General features: G+C 59.7%; 13 protein-coding genes, 2 rRNA genes and 1 riboswitch. Of the genes, 6 read left to right on the forward strand and 9 right to left on the reverse strand.

Going from position 1 to position 17,790, the window contains the following annotated elements:
- Positions 1-32: 32 nt before the first annotated feature.
- Positions 33-1,859, forward strand: a complete 1,827-nt coding sequence (locus GM668_RS04640) for an ABCB family ABC transporter ATP-binding protein/permease (protein WP_155437700.1) — start codon at positions 33-35, stop codon at positions 1,857-1,859.
- 4 nt (positions 1,860-1,863) lie between these two features.
- Here the strand turns inward: GM668_RS04640 and pdxR are convergent, their stop codons facing one another.
- Positions 1,864-3,324, reverse strand: coding sequence for a MocR-like pyridoxine biosynthesis transcription factor PdxR (gene pdxR, locus GM668_RS04645; protein ID WP_155437701.1), 1,461 nt, complete (start codon positions 3,322-3,324; stop codon positions 1,864-1,866).
- A 90-nt stretch (positions 3,325-3,414) separates the two neighbouring features.
- Between pdxR and GM668_RS04650 the strand changes: the two genes are divergently transcribed.
- Positions 3,415-3,864 (forward strand): nuclear transport factor 2 family protein, encoded by a 450-nt coding sequence (locus GM668_RS04650; protein WP_155437702.1) that lies wholly within the window; start codon positions 3,415-3,417, stop codon positions 3,862-3,864.
- Positions 3,865-3,923: 59 nt separating this feature from the next.
- Here the strand turns inward: GM668_RS04650 and GM668_RS04655 are convergent, their stop codons facing one another.
- The 4 genes from GM668_RS04655 to GM668_RS04670 all read right to left on the reverse strand — a co-directional run bounded on the left by GM668_RS04655 (position 3,924) and on the right by GM668_RS04670 (position 10,817).
- Complete coding sequence (locus GM668_RS04655; protein ID WP_155437703.1) at positions 3,924-5,606, reverse strand: long-chain-fatty-acid--CoA ligase; 1,683 nt, start codon at positions 5,604-5,606, stop codon at positions 3,924-3,926.
- 35 nt (positions 5,607-5,641) lie between these two features.
- Entirely contained in the window at positions 5,642-7,333 is a 1,692-nt protein-coding gene (locus GM668_RS04660) for a long-chain fatty acid--CoA ligase (RefSeq protein ID WP_155437704.1), read from the reverse strand.
- 233 nt (positions 7,334-7,566) lie between these two features.
- A complete protein-coding gene (locus GM668_RS04665) occupies positions 7,567-8,694 on the reverse strand; it encodes an aminopeptidase (RefSeq protein WP_155437705.1) in 1,128 nt (375 codons plus the stop codon).
- 41 nt (positions 8,695-8,735) lie between these two features.
- The gene (locus GM668_RS04670) at positions 8,736-10,817 is read right to left on the reverse strand and encodes a molybdopterin-containing oxidoreductase family protein (RefSeq protein ID WP_155437706.1); all 2,082 of its coding nucleotides are present in this window, start codon (positions 10,815-10,817) and stop codon (positions 8,736-8,738) included.
- A 157-nt stretch (positions 10,818-10,974) separates the two neighbouring features.
- Between GM668_RS04670 and GM668_RS04675 the strand changes: the two genes are divergently transcribed.
- Positions 10,975-12,165 carry a M20 aminoacylase family protein gene (locus tag GM668_RS04675; RefSeq protein ID WP_155437707.1) on the forward strand — a complete coding sequence of 397 codons (1,191 nt, stop codon included), beginning with the start codon at positions 10,975-10,977 and terminating at the stop codon, positions 12,163-12,165.
- 7 nt (positions 12,166-12,172) lie between these two features.
- On the opposite strand, the gene GM668_RS04680 is transcribed toward GM668_RS04675, so the two are convergent.
- Positions 12,173-13,063, reverse strand: a complete 891-nt coding sequence (locus GM668_RS04680) for an NAD(P)-dependent oxidoreductase (RefSeq protein ID WP_155437708.1) — start codon at positions 13,061-13,063, stop codon at positions 12,173-12,175.
- A 127-nt stretch (positions 13,064-13,190) separates the two neighbouring features.
- On the opposite strand from GM668_RS04680, the gene GM668_RS04685 reads away from it, so the two are divergent.
- Positions 13,191-13,733 (forward strand): acyloxyacyl hydrolase, encoded by a 543-nt coding sequence (locus GM668_RS04685; protein WP_155437709.1) that lies wholly within the window; start codon positions 13,191-13,193, stop codon positions 13,731-13,733.
- Positions 13,734-13,838: 105 nt separating this feature from the next.
- Here the strand turns inward: GM668_RS04685 and GM668_RS04690 are convergent, their stop codons facing one another.
- A complete protein-coding gene (locus tag GM668_RS04690; RefSeq protein ID WP_155437710.1) occupies positions 13,839-15,566 on the reverse strand; it encodes a M4 family metallopeptidase in 1,728 nt (575 codons plus the stop codon).
- A 254-nt stretch (positions 15,567-15,820) separates the two neighbouring features.
- Positions 15,821-15,912, forward strand: a riboswitch (glycine riboswitch).
- A 210-nt stretch (positions 15,913-16,122) separates the two neighbouring features.
- Between GM668_RS04690 and GM668_RS04695 the strand changes: the two genes are divergently transcribed.
- Entirely contained in the window at positions 16,123-16,845 is a 723-nt protein-coding gene (locus tag GM668_RS04695) for a hypothetical protein (RefSeq protein WP_155437711.1), read from the forward strand.
- 12 nt (positions 16,846-16,857) lie between these two features.
- Entirely contained in the window at positions 16,858-17,445 is a 588-nt protein-coding gene (locus GM668_RS04700) for a C39 family peptidase (protein ID WP_155437712.1), read from the forward strand.
- A 47-nt stretch (positions 17,446-17,492) separates the two neighbouring features.
- On the opposite strand, the gene rrf is transcribed toward GM668_RS04700, so the two are convergent.
- Positions 17,493-17,605: ribosomal RNA gene (gene rrf / locus GM668_RS04705) — 5S ribosomal RNA — on the reverse strand.
- 105 nt (positions 17,606-17,710) lie between these two features.
- A 23S ribosomal RNA gene (locus tag GM668_RS04710) occupies positions 17,711-17,790 on the reverse strand; the annotation flags it as partial.

Raw genomic sequence — 17,790 nt, forward strand, 5'->3', positions numbered from 1 at the left:
GGAAATTGTAAACCACAGGAACCAGCCCTGCCATGCGCCGCCAGTCTCAAGTCCCCCTGCCCCCCGACCCTTCAGGCAAGCCGCCCCGCAGCGATATTGCCACCATTAAAACCCTGCTGCCCTATTTATGGGTGTACAAATGGCGCGTGCTGGCAGCCCTGATGGCGCTGGTCGGCGCCAAGCTGGCCAACGTGGGCGTACCCGTCGTGCTGAAAAAGCTGGTGGACGACATGACCGTCACCCCAAGCCATCCGCATGCGCTGCTGGTGTTGCCCATCGGTGCGCTGGTGGCGTATGGCTTGCTGCGGCTGTCGACCACCGTGTTTACAGAGTTGCGCGAATTCCTGTTTGCACGCGTCACGCAGCGCGCCGTACGCACCATTGCGCTGAAAGTGTTCCGCCATTTGCATTCGCTGTCGCTGCGCTTCCATTTGAACCGCCAGACCGGCGGCATGACGCGCGATATCGAACGGGGCACGCGCGGCGTGGGGTCGCTGATTTCGTACACGCTGTTCAATATCTTGCCAACCCTGGTGGAAATTTCACTGGTGCTGGGCTACCTCGTCACGCATTACGACATCTGGTTCACCGCCATTACGTTTGCCGCGCTGGCCTGCTACATCACGTTCACGGTGGTCGTCACGGACTGGCGCACGCACTTCCGCCGCACGATGAATGACCTGGATTCGAAAGCCAATACCAAGGCCATTGATTCGCTGATCAATTATGAAACCGTCAAATACTTCGGCAATGAAGATTACGAAGCGCAGCGCTATGACGAAGGCTTGCAGCGCTACGAGGCAGCGGCCGTCAAATCGCAAACGTCGCTGTCGTTCCTGAACACGGGCCAGTCGATGATCATTGCCACCGCCGTCACCTTGATCCTGTGGCGCGCGACGCAAGGCGTCATCGATGGCAAGATGACCCTGGGCGACCTGGTGCTGGTCAATGCATTCATGATCCAGTTGTATATTCCGCTGAACTTCCTCGGCGTGATTTACCGTGAAATCAAGCAAAGCCTGGCCGATATGGAGCGCCTGTTTGGCTTGCTGGACCAGAACCGCGAAGTGGACGATGCGCCGGATGCGAAGCCGCTGGTAACGCATGGCGCGCAAGTGCATTTCTCGCACGTGGACTTCAGCTATGAGCCGAAGCGGCAAATCCTGTTTGACGTGGACTTCACGATTGCAGCCGGCACCACGACGGCAGTTGTCGGCCACAGCGGTTCCGGCAAATCCACGCTGTCACGCCTGCTGTACCGCTTCTACGAAGTGGGCGCGGGCGCCATCACGATCGATGGCCAGGACATCCGCGCCGTTACGCAAAACTCGCTGCGCCATGCGATCGGCATCGTGCCGCAAGATACGGTGCTGTTCAATGACACCATTGAATACAACATTGGCTATGGCAAGCCTGGCGCCACCAAAGACGATATCGTGGCGGCAGCCCGCGCGGCTTCGATCCACGACTTCATTGCCAGCCTGCCGGACGGCTATGCGACGGTAGTGGGCGAGCGCGGCTTGAAATTGTCGGGCGGCGAAAAGCAGCGCGTGGCGATTGCGCGCACCTTGTTGAAAAATCCCGCGATCCTGATTTTCGATGAAGCGACGTCCGCGCTGGATTCCAAGGCGGAACAGGCAATCCAGGCGCAATTGAAAGAGATCGCCAGGAACCGCACGACGATGGTCATTGCCCACCGCCTGTCCACCGTGGTGGAAGCGCAGCAAATCATCGTGCTCGATCATGGCCGCATTGTCGAGCGGGGCACGCACCAGTCGCTGCTGGCCGCCGATGGCTTATATGCGCAAATGTGGGCGCGCCAGCAAGCCAAAGGGGAAGAGGAAGCAGAAGTTGCGTAGTGCGTTATGCCAGCGCGCCTTTTACCAGCCGCGCCAGCGCTTTCCCTTCGCGCCGTATCGCTTCTTCATCCACGGCGCCATAGCCCAGCACCAGCCCATAGCGGTCTGGCCGGCCCAGATAAAAACCGGACAGCGCCTGTGCAGCAATGCCGTGCTGCTGCGCGAGGCGGCTGACCGTCTCATCCATGCCATCGGGCAGGCGGGCAATCACATGCATGCCCGCATCGGTTCCCGCCAGCGGCGCCAGTTCACGCAGTTCTTCTTGCCACACATGCGCAAACAGCGCGCGCCGCTGCGCATACAGCAAACGCATGCGCCGTATGTACGCGGCGAAATGGCCCTCTTGCATGAACGCCGCCAGCGCCGCATGCGTGACCTGGCGCCCTTCAAATGACAGCCGGCTGGCCGCTTCGGTAAAACGCGCCGCCACGCTTTCCGGCAAGACCAGGTAACCCAGCCGCAGCCCGGGGAACATGGCCTTGCTGAATGTGCCCAGGTAGACAACGCGCCCGCCACGGTCTATGCCCTGCAGCGAAGCGATGGGCCGTCCTTCGAAGCGGAATTCGCCGTCGTAGTCATCTTCGATAATCCATGCACCGCAAGCGGCCGCCGCTTCCAGCAATGCGCGGCGGCGCTGCAGGCTCATGACGGCGCCCGTGGGAAACTGGTGCGACGGCGTGATGTACACGAGGCGGGGCGGCTTGCGCCAGTGGCGCTCTTGCGGCGCCAAGCCTTCGTCATCGACGGGAATGGGCGCCAGTTCCAATCCCGCCGCGCGGAACATGCGGCGCGCGCCCGGATAACCGGGATCTTCCACCCACGCGCGTTCGCCATGATCGGCCAGCAGCCGCGCGCATAAATCCAGGCCATGCTGGGCGCCATTGACCACCACCACCTGTTCCGGCGTGCAGCGCACCTGGCGCGCCAGTTGCACGTGGCTGGCAATGGCGGCGCGCAGTGCGGGCAAGCCGCCCGGCGACGCATAGCGCACGTCCGCCATGCGCACGTCGCGCCACGCGCGGGATAATAGCCGCTGCCAGACCTGAAAAGGAAAATGCGACAAATCCGGCACGCACGGCGCAAATGCCGCGCCATCCGCAATCACGGCTTCCCCCAGCACGGCGTGGGCGCGCTGCGACAGCGTGCCGCCAACTGGCCCGGCAAGTTCCCGCGCCACTGTCCCGGGCTTCGCATGCAGCCGCGCTTCCGGCAACGTCTCTGCGACATAGCTGCCCGCCCCCACCCGCCCCGCCAGATACCCTTCATCGGCCAGCCGCGCGTACGCGGCCAGGATGGTATTGCGCGACACATCGAGGTCTTGCGCCAGCTGGCGCGACGGCGGCAAGCGCTGTCCCGGCTTCAGCACGGCGGCCAGCACCAGCGTTCGCATGGCGCCGTAGACTTGCTCTGCCAGCGGTGCTGGTCCGTCACGCTGCAATTGCGCGGCAATTTGTTCGCTCAGCAAATTGGCTCCCCGGATTTTTAATAATTGGCTCTGTCAGCAAGGCCAATTATTCCATACGATGACGCCATTGCCATCCCACAGGAGACTCGAATGAAAACCAGACTGGCCACCGCGCTGCTGGCGCTGCAACTGGGCTTCGCCCATGCCGCCCCAAGCGACGCCGACACAGTCGCCGCGCTCGATATCGCTTACCAGGACGCCGTCAAACGCAACGATGCCGACACCATGGCCCGCATCGTCCATGACGACTTCACACTGGTGAACGGCAAAGGCGTGGTGACGCGCAAAGCCGCGCTGCTCGATGAAGCCATCAAGCAAACGGTGCGCTACGAACACCAGGAAGTCATCGACCAGTCGCGCCAGGTGCGCGTGCTCGGCGACACAGCCGTGGTGACGGCCAAGCTGTGGATCAAGGGAACATTCGCAAACGGCGGCGCCATCGACAAGGTGCTGTGGTTCAGCGACACCTATGTGCGCACGCCGCAGGGCTGGAAATATTATTTTGGCCAGGCATCGCTGGCGTTGCCGCCAGGCGGCTGAATAAAAAAACGGCGCCGTGCACCACACACGACGCCGTTTCAGCAGGCAAGCTGTTAATCTTACGCGGCTTCTTTCGCCTTCGGCTTTTCATCGCGCAATTCGCGGCGCAAGATCTTGCCGACGTTGGTCTTCGGCAGTTCGTCGCGGAATTCGATGTATTTTGGCTTCTTGTAAGCGGTCAATTCATGCTTGCAGAATTCCTGCAGCGCTTCCGCCGTCAGGTTCGGGTCTTTACGCACGACGAACAGTTTCACGGCTTCACCGGAATTCTTGTCTGGCACGCCGATGCACGCCACTTCCAGCACCCCAGGATGCGACGCCACGACGTTTTCCACTTCGTTGGGATACACGTTGAAGCCCGACACGAGGATCATGTCTTTCTTGCGGTCGACAATGCGGGTATAGCCCCGTTCATCCATGATGCCCACGTCGCCCGTTTTAAAGAAGCCATCGGCCGTCATCGACTTCGCGGTTTCTTCCGGACGGTTCCAGTAGCCGGCCATCACCTGCGGCCCGCGAATGGCGATTTCACCAGTGGCGCCGATCGGCAGCACGTTGCCATCGTCGTCCAGGATTTGCACTTCCGTCGAAGGAATCGGCACACCAATGGTGCCCGTGAATTCCTTGATGTCGACACGGTTGGCCGTGGCCACCGGCGATGTTTCAGACAAGCCGTAGCCTTCGATGATCGGCGTGCCAGTCAATTTCAGCCAGCGGTCCGCCACGGCTTGTTGCACGGCCATGCCGCCGCCATTGCAAATCTTGTAGGTGGAGAAGTCCAGCTTGGCGAATTCCGCATTGTTCAGCAGCGCGTTGTACAGCGTATTCACGGCCGGGAATACGGACACGCGGTATTTCGCCAATTCCTTCACGAAGCCAGGGATGTCGCGCGGATTCGGGATCAGCACGTTCAAACCGCCAATCCGCATGCTCATGAAGCACGAAATCGTCAGCGAATAAATGTGGTACAGCGGCAGTGCGCCCACGAACACCATTTGCTCGCTGGTCGGCTTGAATTGCAGCCACGCTTCGTTTTGCAGCACGTTGGAGATGATGTTCTTGTGCAGCAGCACGGCGCCTTTCGATACGCCCGTCGTACCACCCGTGTATTGCAGGAACGCGATATCGTCGTGCGACTGCTTCACGGGTTTCAGCTTCAGGCGCGCGCCTTCGGCCAGCACTTGCTTGAACGACACGGACTTCGGCAACGAATACGCCGGCACCATCTTCTTCACGTTGCGCACGACGAAGTTGACGATCATGCCTTTCAAGCCGCCCAGCAAATCGCCCATGCTGCCGACGATCACGTGTTTGACCTTGGTCTGGCCCACCACTTGCTGCACCGTGGTGGCAAAGTTTTCCAGCACGATGATGGCTTCCGCGCCGGAGTCGTTCAACTGGTGCGCCAGTTCGCGTGGCGTGTACAGCGGATTGACGTTCACCACCACATAACCGGCGCGCATGATGCCCGCCATGGCAACCGGATATTGCAGCACGTTCGGCAGCATGATGGCCACGCGCGCACCTTTTTGCAGGCCCTTGTTTTGCAGCCACGCGCCGACGTGCTGCGACAGCGTGTCAACGTCGCGGTACGTCAGCTTCTTGTCCATGCAGGCATACGCATCACGGTCGGCATAGTTACGGAAAGATTCTTCCAGCAATTGGGTTACTGAGCTGTACTGCGTGTTGTCGATCTCCGCCGGCACGCCTTCGGGATAGGACTTCAACCAGATCTTTTCCATCTATAGCCTCGTGTGATGTGTAATGTAGAGTGCGGTCAAGCCGCTTTTTTCTTTTCGCCCTCGTCTCGCAGGGCGCGTCGCAGAATCTTGCCGACGTTCGTCTTCGGCAATTCATCGCGGAATTCTATGTATTTCGGCTTCTTGTAGCCGGTCAGGTTGTCCTTGCAAAACGCCATCAGCGCATCCACCGTCAAGTTCGGGTCTTTGCGCACGACGAATACTTTGACGGCTTCACCCGAGTGCTCGTCCGGCACGCCGATGCACGCGCATTCCAGCACGCCCGGATGCGACGCCACCACGCCTTCCACTTCATTCGGGTACACGTTGAAGCCGGACACCAGCACCATGTCTTTCTTGCGGTCGACGATTTTTACGTAGCCCCGCGCATCCATGACGCCCACGTCGCCCGACTTGAAGTAGCCGTCCGGCGTCATGACTTTCGCGGTTTCTTCCGGGCGCTGCCAATAGCCGGCCATCACTTGCGGACCGCGGATCGCGATTTCACCTGGCTGGCCCAGCGGCACTTCCTTGCCATCGTCGTCGAGAATAGCGATTTCCGTCGAGCAGACCGGCAAGCCGATGGTGGCGGTGAATTCCGTCGTGTCGCCTCGGTTGCACGTGGCCGTTGGCGACGTTTCCGACAAGCCGTAGCCTTCGATGATGGGCACGCCCGTCGCCTTGAGCCATTTGTCGTTGACGGCTTGCTGCACCGCCATGCCGCCGCCATTGCAAATCTTGAGGCCGGAGAAATCCAGCTTGGCAAATTCAGGATGGTTGACCAGCCCGTTATACAGCGTATTCACGGCCGGCAGCATGCTGAACTTGTACTTGGACAGTTCCTTGATGAAGCCGCCGATATCGCGCGGATTCGGGATCAGGATATTCAGCGCGCCCATGCGCGTGCCCCACATGGCGCACGCGGTCAGCGCAAAGATGTGGTACAGCGGCAGTGCGCAGACGATAGTGAGCTGTTCCACTTGCGGCGGCTTTTGCAAGCCTGGCTGGGCCCATGCTTCGTTTTGCAGCAAGTTGGCCACGATGTTCCGGTGCGTCAGCGTCGCGCCTTTGGAGACACCCGTAGTGCCGCCCGTGTATTGCAGGAAGGCCACGTCAGTGGCTTTCAAATCCACTGGCGTCAACTTCATGCCGGCGCCCTGCGACAGCGCGGATTTGAAGCGCACGGCATTGGGCAGCGAAAACGCCGGCACCATTTTCTTCACATTGCGCACGACGAAGTTGACGATCATGCCTTTCAAGCCGCCCAGCATTTCACCCATGCTGGCCACGACGATGTGCTTGACCTTGGTACGCGTTAAGACTTGCTCCAGCGTGGTGGCAAAGTTTTCCAGGATGATGATGGCTTCCGCACCGGAGTCATTGAGCTGGTGTTCCAGTTCGCGCGGCGTATACAGGGGATTGACGTTGACCACCGTGTAGCCGGCGCGCAGGATGGCGGCAATGGCGACCGGGTATTGCAAGACATTCGGCATCATGATGGCCACGCGCGCGCCTTTTTTCAGGCCACGGCTTTGCAGCCATGCGCCCAGCTGGCGCGACATCTTGTCCACGTCCGCATAGGTCAAATACTTGTCCATGCACACGTAGGCATTGCGGTTGGCGTATTTCTGGAACGACTCTTCCAGCAGGTGTACCAGCGACCGGTATTGGTCTGGATCGATCTCCGCGGGAACGCCGGGGGGATAGGACTTCAGCCAAATTTTTTCCATCCTGTGCCTCGTCTCTCAGTCATTTTTATATGTGGCGCGCGGCGCACAGTGCCGGCGGTGGAAACTGCTGCAAACGAAAAATAGTACGCTCGTACACAAATACTATGATGATGCTATCGGGCTGCCGCCCGGTATGCAAGCAGTTTTGTATTTTTTGAACGCCCCCTCTACGAGAAAACCAACGCTTGCCGCCGTATGGCTATTGCTGCTTTGCAGCAAGCCCTACTGCGTCGTTACTGCACAGGCAAAGCTATCGATTGCGTAGCCACGGTATCAGCCGCTGGCGGTTGAGGCTGGGCCAGTTGCAACAGCTGGGCTTGACGCTCGGCCTGGCTCAGGTTTTTCATGCGCTGCACTGCAGCATAGAAGCGCGGGAAGGTTTTTTCCTGCGCCAGCAGGGCACGGAACCCGGGCAGGAAATCATTATAGGTTGCAACTGAGGCAAGGTGGGCATTGTTTAAATGTTCGGCGAAATACCTGTCATAGCCGGCATAGCCTCCCCATGCGCCATTGCGCAACTCCTGGTATTGCGATTTCAACGACGCAAAGATGCGCGCCTTTTCTTCGCGCTTTTTCTTGTCGCTGACTTTGCGTGCGTAATTGTCGGCCAGCATTTGGCGGTGCTTGACCAGCAGCTCCATAAAATCCTGGCGCCGCGCGTTGTAGCGCAGGTAGCCTTCGCGCATGGCTTCATTGCCATACATTTCCAGCCACTTTTGCACGCCCGCTTCTTCCACGGCCGACGCAAACGCTTCATTGAAACGGGAATCGCCTTCCGCATACACGACCTGGTGCGCCAGTTCATGGAACACCATGCGCGCCAATTCCACGTCCGAATAATTGATGAAGGAAGACAGCAGCGGGTCGCTGAACCAGCCTAAGGTCGAATACGCAGGCACGCCGCCCACTTGCACGTCATTGCCTTCCTTGCGCAATTCATCGGCGTAGCTTTCCGCATCTTCCTTGCTGTAATAGCCGCGGTAGCTGACGCAGCCGGCAATCGGGAAACACCACTGGATGGGACGCAGCGACAATTCCGGCGTGGCCACGACGTTCCACAGCACGTAGGGGCGTTTCAGCGCTGCGTAATTCTTGTAGCTGGCATTGTCCGGCAAGCCCAATTCCTTGACGGCGAAGCGGCGGATCAGCAGCGCCTTTTCCAGGCGCGCCTTGAGTTTGGGATCGGTGGTGGGATCGCCCAGCCAGTCTTCAATGGGCCGGGCGTCGGACCAGAGCGCGTACTGGCCCTGGGCCGCCTGGAAGTAATACTTGAACTGTGCACAACCCGCGAGCATCAGTGCGCACGCGCCCGCCGCCAGCCAGAATCTGGCGCGCTTTAATTGGCGGGCAACTTTGCGCATTTCTCACCTTCGAGGGACCGTCCTGGCCAGGTTTTGGCATCTCAGGCGGTATATCTTTCTACCTGAACCAGTGTATCGTAAAAAGTCGGCGCACGGCCCATGTCTGTGAGGCGCTGGCTGGTGACTTCATTGGCGTTCTTGCCATCTCCGGCCAGCTTTTTCCACCAGATCGACAGCCCCACCACTAGGCCGGCACGGGCTTTATCCGTCACACGGGCCTTGCACGAAAAACTGCCGCGATCGTTGTATATGCGCACCATGTCACCGTGCCCGATACCGCGTGCTGCGGCGTCTGTTGGATGAATGTCCAGATGCGGCTCGCCTTCCGTCGCGCGCAGGCTGGACACATTGACAAAGGTGGAGTTCAGGAAGTTGCGCGCCGGTGGTGAAATCATGGCAAGCGGATAGCGTTTTGCCAGTTCCGGATTGCTGGCCACCGACTCGTATGGCGCGATATACGTTGGCAGCGGATCGAGGCCGTCGGCTTGCATGGCGGCGGAATAAAACTCGCATTTGCCCGATGGCGTGGGGAAGCCGCCCAGCGCAAATGGTGCGGCCGGCATGTTGAGCTTTTGCCAGCCATTGCGCTTCAGCGATTCCCAGTCGAAGTGGATGGCGCGCGCGTCTTGCGCATTGAATGCCTGCGCCGCCAGTTCATCGTCGGACTCCTTGAAGCACGCGTCATCCATGCCCATGCGCGCGGCCAGCAGGCGGAAGATTTCCGTATTCGGCTTGGCTTCGCCCATCGGCGCAATGGCGGCATTGTTTGCCATCATGTACAGGTGGCCATACGAGGTGTGCGTATCGACGTGTTCCAGCTGCGTGGTGGCAGGCAGCACGATGTCAGCGTAATCGGCGGTATCGGTCTGGAAGTGTTCCAGCACCACGGTAAATAAATCTTCGCGGGCAAAGCCTTGGGCGACTTTCGGCGATTCCGGCGCCACGGCCACCGGGTTGGAGTTGTAGACAATGACCGCCTCGATTTGCGGACCGAACTCCGGCGACGATGGCTTTAACAAGTCGTCGCCTATGGTCGACATATTGATGGTGCGCGGCGTGCGGCCTGCCAGCAAATCCGGACGCTGCAGCTTCGGCTTATTGGTCGGGAACGAACCGGACGACGACAGTTGCACGCCGCCGGCAGGATGGCGCCACGCGCCCACCAGCGCGGGCAGGCACGCGATGTTACGCACCGACATGCCGCCGCCCTTTACGCGCTGCACGCCGTAATTGACGCGGATAGCGACAGGTTCGCCGGCTTTCGCCATGCCGCCGTACAGGCGCGCCAGCTGCACCACTTCATCTTCGGTAATGCCGCAAGTTTGCGCTACGCGCACCGGCGTCCATTCCGCCACACGCTGCTTTAGTTCTTCGTAGCCCAAGGTGTAATCGGCAATGTATTCGTGGTCAAGCAAATCTTCCGCAACCAGCACGTGCATGAGGCCCAGCGCCAGCGCCGCATCCGTGCCGGGCAGCGGTGCGATGTGCTGGTGGCATTTTTCCGCCGTCAGCGAGCGGTACGGGTCGATGGCGATCAGTTTCGCGCCATTGCGTTTGGCGGCCTGCGCGCGGGTCCAGAAGTGCAAATTCGATGCAATCGGGTTGCCGCCCCAGATGATGATCAGTTTGGCATCCTGGAATTGTTCGAGATCCGTACCAATCGATGCGCCCACCGTATAGCGGTAGCCGGTGGCGCCGGCCGTCGCGCAAATCGTGCGGTCCAGCAGCGATGCACCCAATTGGTGGAAGAAACGCTGCGCCATGGATTCACCCTGCACCAGGCCCATGGTGCCCGCATAGCTGTAGGGCAGGATGGCTTGCGGATCGCGCGCGGCTATCGGCTTCAATTTGGCGGCAATGGTGTCGAGCGCTTCATCCCAGCTGATGCGCTCAAACTTGCCTTCCCCCTTCTTGCCGACGCGGCGCAGCGGGTGCAATAGACGGTCCGGGTGGTATGTGCGCTCCGCATAGCGGGCCACCTTGGTGCACAGCACGCCGGCGGTGGGCGGGTGATCGGGGTCGCCTTTCACTTCCGTTGCGACGCCGTTTTCGACGGTAACGATCAGCGCGCACGTATCGGGACAATCGTGCGGGCAGGCGGCACGGACATGGGTGGTGGTCATGGAATTCCCTGAAATACTGACTTGAAACCGCCATCGTAAACCATTTCCGCAGTGCGCTCAGGCTGCCCATCCGGCGCTGCCAAGGCTACAATGCCGATACAGCAACTGGTGTGCCGGGGATCCCGCCGCCAGAGCAACAGACGCGGAGACCTGGCAGATGAAACTTGTAGAACCCATCATTGCATTTCAATCCGAACTGCAACAAATCCGGCGCGATATCCACGCGCACCCTGAACTTTGCTATGAAGAACAGCGCACGTCCGACGTGGTAGCGGACAAGCTGGCCGAATGGGGCATTCCCGTCATCCGCGGCATGGGCACCACGGGCGTGGTCGGCATCATTAAAAACGGTTCGTCCGGCCGTGCCATCGGCTTGCGGGCCGACATGGATGCGCTGCCGATGCAGGAAGTGAATACCTTCCCCCATGCGTCGCGCCACCCGGGCAAGATGCACGGCTGCGGCCATGACGGCCACACGGCCATGCTGCTGGGCGCTGCGCGCTACCTGGCCAAACACCGCAACTTCGATGGCACCGTGTACCTCGTATTCCAGCCGGCCGAAGAAGGCGGCGCCGGGGCGCGGGCCATGATCAACGATGGCTTGTTCGAGCAGTGCCCGATGGATGCGATTTACGGCATGCACAACTGGCCGGGCGAAGCCGCCGGCACGCTGAGCGTGACGGAAGGACCGATGATGGCTTCCAGTAATGAATTCCACGTCACGGTGCGGGGCAAAGGCGCCCATGCCGCGCAACCGCATAACGGCATCGATCCCGTCATGATTGCCGTGCAAATTGCACAAGCTTGGCAAACCATCATCAGCCGCAACAAGAGCCCGCTGGATACCGCCGTGTTGTCGATTACGCAAATCCATGCGGGCAGCGCCACCAATGTAATTCCTGACGACGCCAAGCTGATCGGCACCGTGCGCACGTTCACGATGCCGGTGCTGGATATGATTGAAAGCCGCATGCGCGCGCTGGCCGAGGGCATTGCCGCCGGCTTTGGCGCGGAAGTGGACTTCACGTTCCGCCGCAATTACCCGCCGCTGGTCAACCATGCGAAAGAAACCCGCTTTGCCGTGGAAGTCATGAAAGCCATGGTGGGCGAAGACAAGGTCAACGATAAAGTTGAGCCCACGATGGGCGCGGAAGATTTCGCCTTCTTCCTGCAAGAAAAGCCGGGCTGCTACATCTTTATCGGCAATGGCGATGGCGAACACCGCGACGGCGGGCACGGGCTGGGCCCGTGCGTGCTGCATAACGGCAGCTATGACTTCAACGATAACTTGCTGCCGATCGGCGCCAGCTTCTGGGTCAAGCTGGTGGAAGCGGCGCTGCCAAGGTAGGGCCTGGTTACGGTAACTGGTCTGGGCCGCTGCCTACGCGGTGGCCCGTATTCAACTGTTCCAGCGCCAGCAGCGCTGCCGAATGGTCCGCATGCGGGAACGCATTCACTATCGATTCATAGCGCTGCGTCACCAGGTCCGTGACCGGCAATTCCACCCCGGCATCGGCGGCGGCCGCCAGGATATTGTGCTGGTCTTTCAACTGCGTCTTGACCTGCCCGCCCGGCATGAAGTTCCGTTCCAGCATACGCAAGCCGTGCACTTCCAGCACGCGGCTTTCCGCGAAGCCGCCTCGGATCGCATCGCGCACGGCGGCAGGATCGGCGCCTGCGGCCTGCGCCAATAACAGCGCTTCCGCCACGATATTGATGGTGCCGCCCACGATCAGCTGATTACACAGTTTCGACACCTGCCCCGCACCGGCCGGCCCCACGCGCGTGGAACGGCCCATGGCGGCAAACACTGGCTGCGCCTGCACGTAATCGTCTTCACTGCCGCCCGCCATGATGGCCAGCGTGCCCGCCTGCGCACCACCAACACCGCCCGACACCGGCGCATCGATAAAGCGGCAGCCGGCCGCCGTCAAACTGCGGTGAAACGCTTGCGCTTCCGACTGGCGCGTGGAACTCATGTCGATCCACAGCGCATTGGACCGCAGCGATGGCAGCGCCGCATCGATCACCAGGCCGACTACCGGTCCCGCCTCCAGCATGGAAATCACGATATCGGCTGACGACACGGCATCGCCCAGGTCCGCCACCGGCATCGCGCCAAATTCAGCGAGCGGTTCAGCTTTGCTGGCCGTACGGTTCCACACGGTGACGGCGTAACCGGCATTGAGCAGGCGCCGCACCATGGGTTCCCCCATTAAACCGATGCCGAGAAAAGTGATTTGCATTTAGTGACTCCGAGCAGGATTAAAATCGATACAATCATCTTAGCCTCTCCGGCTCGATTTTGTGAATGTCGCTACAATTGTGGAATGCTATATAACTCGAGATATGGCATCGACTATGAAAGAGCCTATGCACACATTCAAAATGATCGCGATTGCAAGCGCCATGCTGGCCATGCAATCCGCGCAAGCAGCGCCAGACATCAATACTGTTTATACGGAATTCGGCACCGGATCAAAAGTCCGCATGGTGCGCGCCGGCGTCACTTCCGACTGGAATGACCGCTGGTTCCAATCCAACGGCACCAGTGTCCGTGCCTACTGGGATGTCAGCGCCGGCGCGTGGCGCGGCACCCAGGCCCGCAATATCCCCGGCGCGCACCAGAACTTGATGGACGTGGGCCTGACGCCCGTGTTCCGTTTCCAGCGCGATGATGGCCAGGGGTTTTATGCGGAAGCCGGTATCGGCGCCCACCTGCTGTCGAAGAAATATGACAACAACGATGACAAGCTGTCGACGGATTTCCAGTTCGGCGATCACGTTGGCGTTGGCTATGTCTTCAACAGGAATTGGGAAGTCACCGCCAAATACCAGCACTTTTCCAATGGCGGCATCAAGAAACCGAACAGCGGTGTGGATTTCGGGGTAGTGCGCCTGACTTACCGTTTCTGATTCTTGTTGAATAATGTGGATGCCCGGCCTGCAGACCCGGCACCCATAAAAAATAAAACCTCCGCAAGCGCAAGCCTGCGGAGGTTTTTATTTTGTGAGCGCTGATTATTCAGCGATGTCGGCGCCCACGTTAATGGCAGCGTAGGCGCGTTGTGCCGCCTTGGCTTCCTTGCTGCCCACGCCATACAGTTCCTGCGCGGCGGCGATCACGGCTGCACGTGCGTCAGCATAGGTCGAGCCGGAAGTCAGCTTGGTGGTGTTGGCCTTGAACCAGATGCGGTATGCCTTGTCGATGCCGATACCGGTCATGTTCTTCGGCGCCTGCACCAGGTACTTCGAGTAGTAATCGCTGGTGGTGGTGGCGCTGGAACCCATGGCCAGGAAGTAGAACATGCGGTTGTTCGGGCCGCTCGAATAGTGTGGATCCAGGCGCTTCAGCGACGTGCTCCATGCATCCAGCGACGAGCCATCCTTGCTTGGCTTGTACATCCAGCGCAGCGGGGTGCCGGTCTTCGAGATTTCCTTGCCCATCATCCAGTCGTTGCCGGCGTTGATGACGGTGCCGGTGCCGCCGTTGCGGGCATAGGCTTCCACTGCTTCACCGTTGATGTCGGACGCCGATTCATTCAGGCCGCCCGATTCGCCACGGTAGGTCAGGTTGGACGTTGCGGCGGTGACGCCGTGGCCCATTTCGTGGCCGATCACGTCGATCGAACCCAGGCTGTAGAACGACGAGCCGTCGCCGATGTACATGCACTTGCAAGTGTCGGTGTAGAAGGCGTTGTCGTAAGCGGTGCCCACGTGAACGGCGATGTAAGTCGCGGTGTTGTTACCGTCCAGCGACTTCCAGCCCAGCACGTTGTTCATCGTGTCGTAGGTGTTTTGCAAGCCCCACAGTGCATTCACTGCTGCGGTCTGGCCGTTGGCGTTGGTGGTGCTGCCGCCACTGATGTAATTCTTGCCATCGCCCCATACGTTGGTGCTGTTGGTGTAGATCACGCCCGGGGTTGGGTTGGACGTCGATGCGTGGTTGGCGTTGGTGATGGCCATGCCGCCGAACTGGCCGCCGGTGCCGCGGGTCGAATCGAGCATCTGGTAAGTGGTGCCAACCAGCGTGGTCTGGATCGGCACGTCACCGTTGTACTGGCTGTGGCCGGTGCCGACGATGCTCTGCACCATGTTCCACTGGTCCATCAGGCTGCCATCCTTGGCGTTCACGATGGTGTTGTGGAAGACAGCTTCCTGCCCCTTGCTCATGCGGGTTTTCACCAGGTAGGCCAGCTGGTAGCTGTCTACCACGTCTTGGACGTCCAGCGCGTTCAGGTCGGCTTCTGCCTTGTTCTCGGCGCCGGCAACACGCACAGTTTTCATGACTGGGTAGATGATCAGTTCAGCCGATGGCGGGTCGATGTGCGCTGCGGTCGATGGCAGCGACTTCATGGCCTTGGCGATGGCGTCGTTGCCGGACAGGGTAGGCTTGACGTCGAAGCGCTTGGCGGACAGGCTGCCGCGGCGGTCGGTCGCAGCTTCGCTGACGATCGCACCGTTTTTGTCGGTTACAACAACCGATTCCGATTCAAAGATGCGCACGCCTTTGTAGGTGTGGTGCACGCGGTTGATGGCGTGGCCATTCGCGCCTGGGTGCTGGCTGCCCAGGGCGTAGCCGTGGTCAGCGTCCAGACCATGCTTGCCGCGCTCGCCATTCAGCGTGCTGACCAGGCGGTCATTGTCTTGCTTGGACATCGAAACTGGATTGCCCATCATCGGGGCGGCGAATGCGGTGCCTGCGATCGAAACAATTGCTGCTGCAATCAGGGTCTTGCGAATTGCCATAATCTCTCCGTTGTTGTATTGGGTAGCGGCGGCTACCTCGTGGCAACACAATACCGAAGCGTTACAGACCTAATCAAAAAAATCGGAAATTACGACGAAAAGTGTGCACTTGTCTAAATTTGTACTTTTTTGTCGAAAAAACCATTCTTTCTTTGCGAGCAATACAGAAACAACGTATCACTTGCGCACAATTGAATCATTTGCATTGCCTGGGCTATGCTGAATTAAGTAATCGGCAAGTTGCATGGCCGGTTGCAGCATAGTCGGGAGAGCCCGGTCCACCAGAACCGGCGCCGAAGGAGCAACCGCCCCGGAAACTCTCAGGCCCACGAACCGGCTAAGCTGATCAAACTCTGAAGAGCCGCCCGGCCCTACCTGGCCTGGCGCACCGAAGGAGCAAGCGGCGCTACCGCCCGCGAATCTCTCAGGTCCGGAACAGAGGGGGCATCCGCTGTGCGTACGTCCTGTGCGCGCAGCCCCCGAACCATGATCACGACTGCTTTAACGCCGCTTTTGCGGTGTAGGCTTCGTGCACCCTAAAAAAGGAGACGCACCTATGCAGCACCCACGTTTCACCCGGCGCGCATTGCTGGCGCCATTAGCCCTGTACACGATATTGGGCTTCGCCGGCGTACCGGCCATGGCGCAAAACGCTACTGCCGTTGCCGCCAAAGATGGCATTTCCGCGCAAGCTGCCGCACAGCGCGATTTCGCGCAATTTGCCGCGTACCAGATGCGCACGCGGCCAGGGATTGCTCCGGCTGATTTCCCGCTTGATATCAACGATATGCAAGACTTGAAAGATGCCGTGATCAGCTATGGTTTTCCTGTCCATACCGTGGAAGCCAAAGATATCGTTGCGGGCCGCACGGATTTGCAGGCCATGGCCAAGCCGACCGGCGAGTGGCGTTTCATTGTCTCCGTGCGAGGCAAGCCGGTGGGACTGGCGAGCGTCGAACAAGTCAACGGCCGCTATGAAACCGTCGCTTATGGCGGCGCCATCCTGGCTAAAGATGTGGAAGCGCTGACGTCCCATCACGGCAATGCAGCGCGCAGCAACCTGCGTTTCATCCGTATTTACCAGGCCCGCGCCGACTTCCTGGAAGTGTCGGGCGGAAGCCACCCGCGTTATGCGCCATTGCATTCAGCGCGCGAATCGCTGCTGCTGCAAGCGCGCGCGATGAAGTCGGGCCAGGGAGATACGTCGCTGATGGAAGCGTCCGAAGTGCTGCAGCCATTGCGCGCAGCTGTCAAAGCCAACCTGGATGCGTTCCACTGATCGGGAGAACTTATGAAACTGAAGAACCTCGCAATCGGCGCCGCCCTGGCGCTGGCCATGCCGATGGCCATGGCGCAATGGCGCACGCTGTCCGTACCGCTGACGACGCAAGAACACAGCCAGTGGTGCTGGGCCGGATCCAGCAAAGCGATCCTCAGCTATTACTGGGCGAATTATCCGAGCCAGTGCCAGATCGTGAACTGGGCGTATGGTCTCAATTACGCATGCGGCAATACCACGTTTGACTGGTACAGCCCTGCCAACCAGCCGAATTCCATGTATGGCACGCCGGGCAGTGTGCAAAACATCCTGTCGAATTGGGGCGTGCCGAATACCGCCATCAATAACTACCTGTCGTGGAATACCGTGGTGGCGGACATCAATGCCAACCGCCCATTCGTGATCCGTTACGGCTGGACCGGCGGCGGCGGCCACATCATGGTGGGACGCGGCTATGAAACGTATAACGGCGTGAATTACGTGTACATCATGAATCCGTGGCCGGGTGAAGGACAGACGTACCGCACGTATGCATCGGCCGTCAGCGCGTCGGACCATAACTGGACGCACACGCAGCGCATGAATATCAGCCGGCAGTAAAACAAAAAGCCCGCTCAGATCACTGAGCGGGCTTTTCTATATAACTAGCCTGACGATAACCTACTTTCACACTGGTTGCAGCACTATCATCGGCGCAGAGTCGTTTCACGGTCCTGTTCGGGATGGGAAGGGGTGGGACCGACTTGCTATGGTCATCAGGCTTTGACTTGTCGCGTCACACGCTGTGGCGTGTGACTGCAATCCGGAAGAAGTAATTGGTTGGGTAACTCATCATCGAGTAAATGCGTATAACCGGCAAGGTTATAGGGACAAGCCGTACGGGCAATTAGTACTGGTTAGCTTAATGCATTACTGCACTTCCACACCCAGCCTATCAACGTCCTG

Origin of the sequence: Pseudoduganella ginsengisoli (genome assembly GCF_009720865.1) — a bacterium.
Taxonomy (GTDB): domain Bacteria; phylum Pseudomonadota; class Gammaproteobacteria; order Burkholderiales; family Burkholderiaceae_D; genus Rugamonas; species Rugamonas ginsengisoli.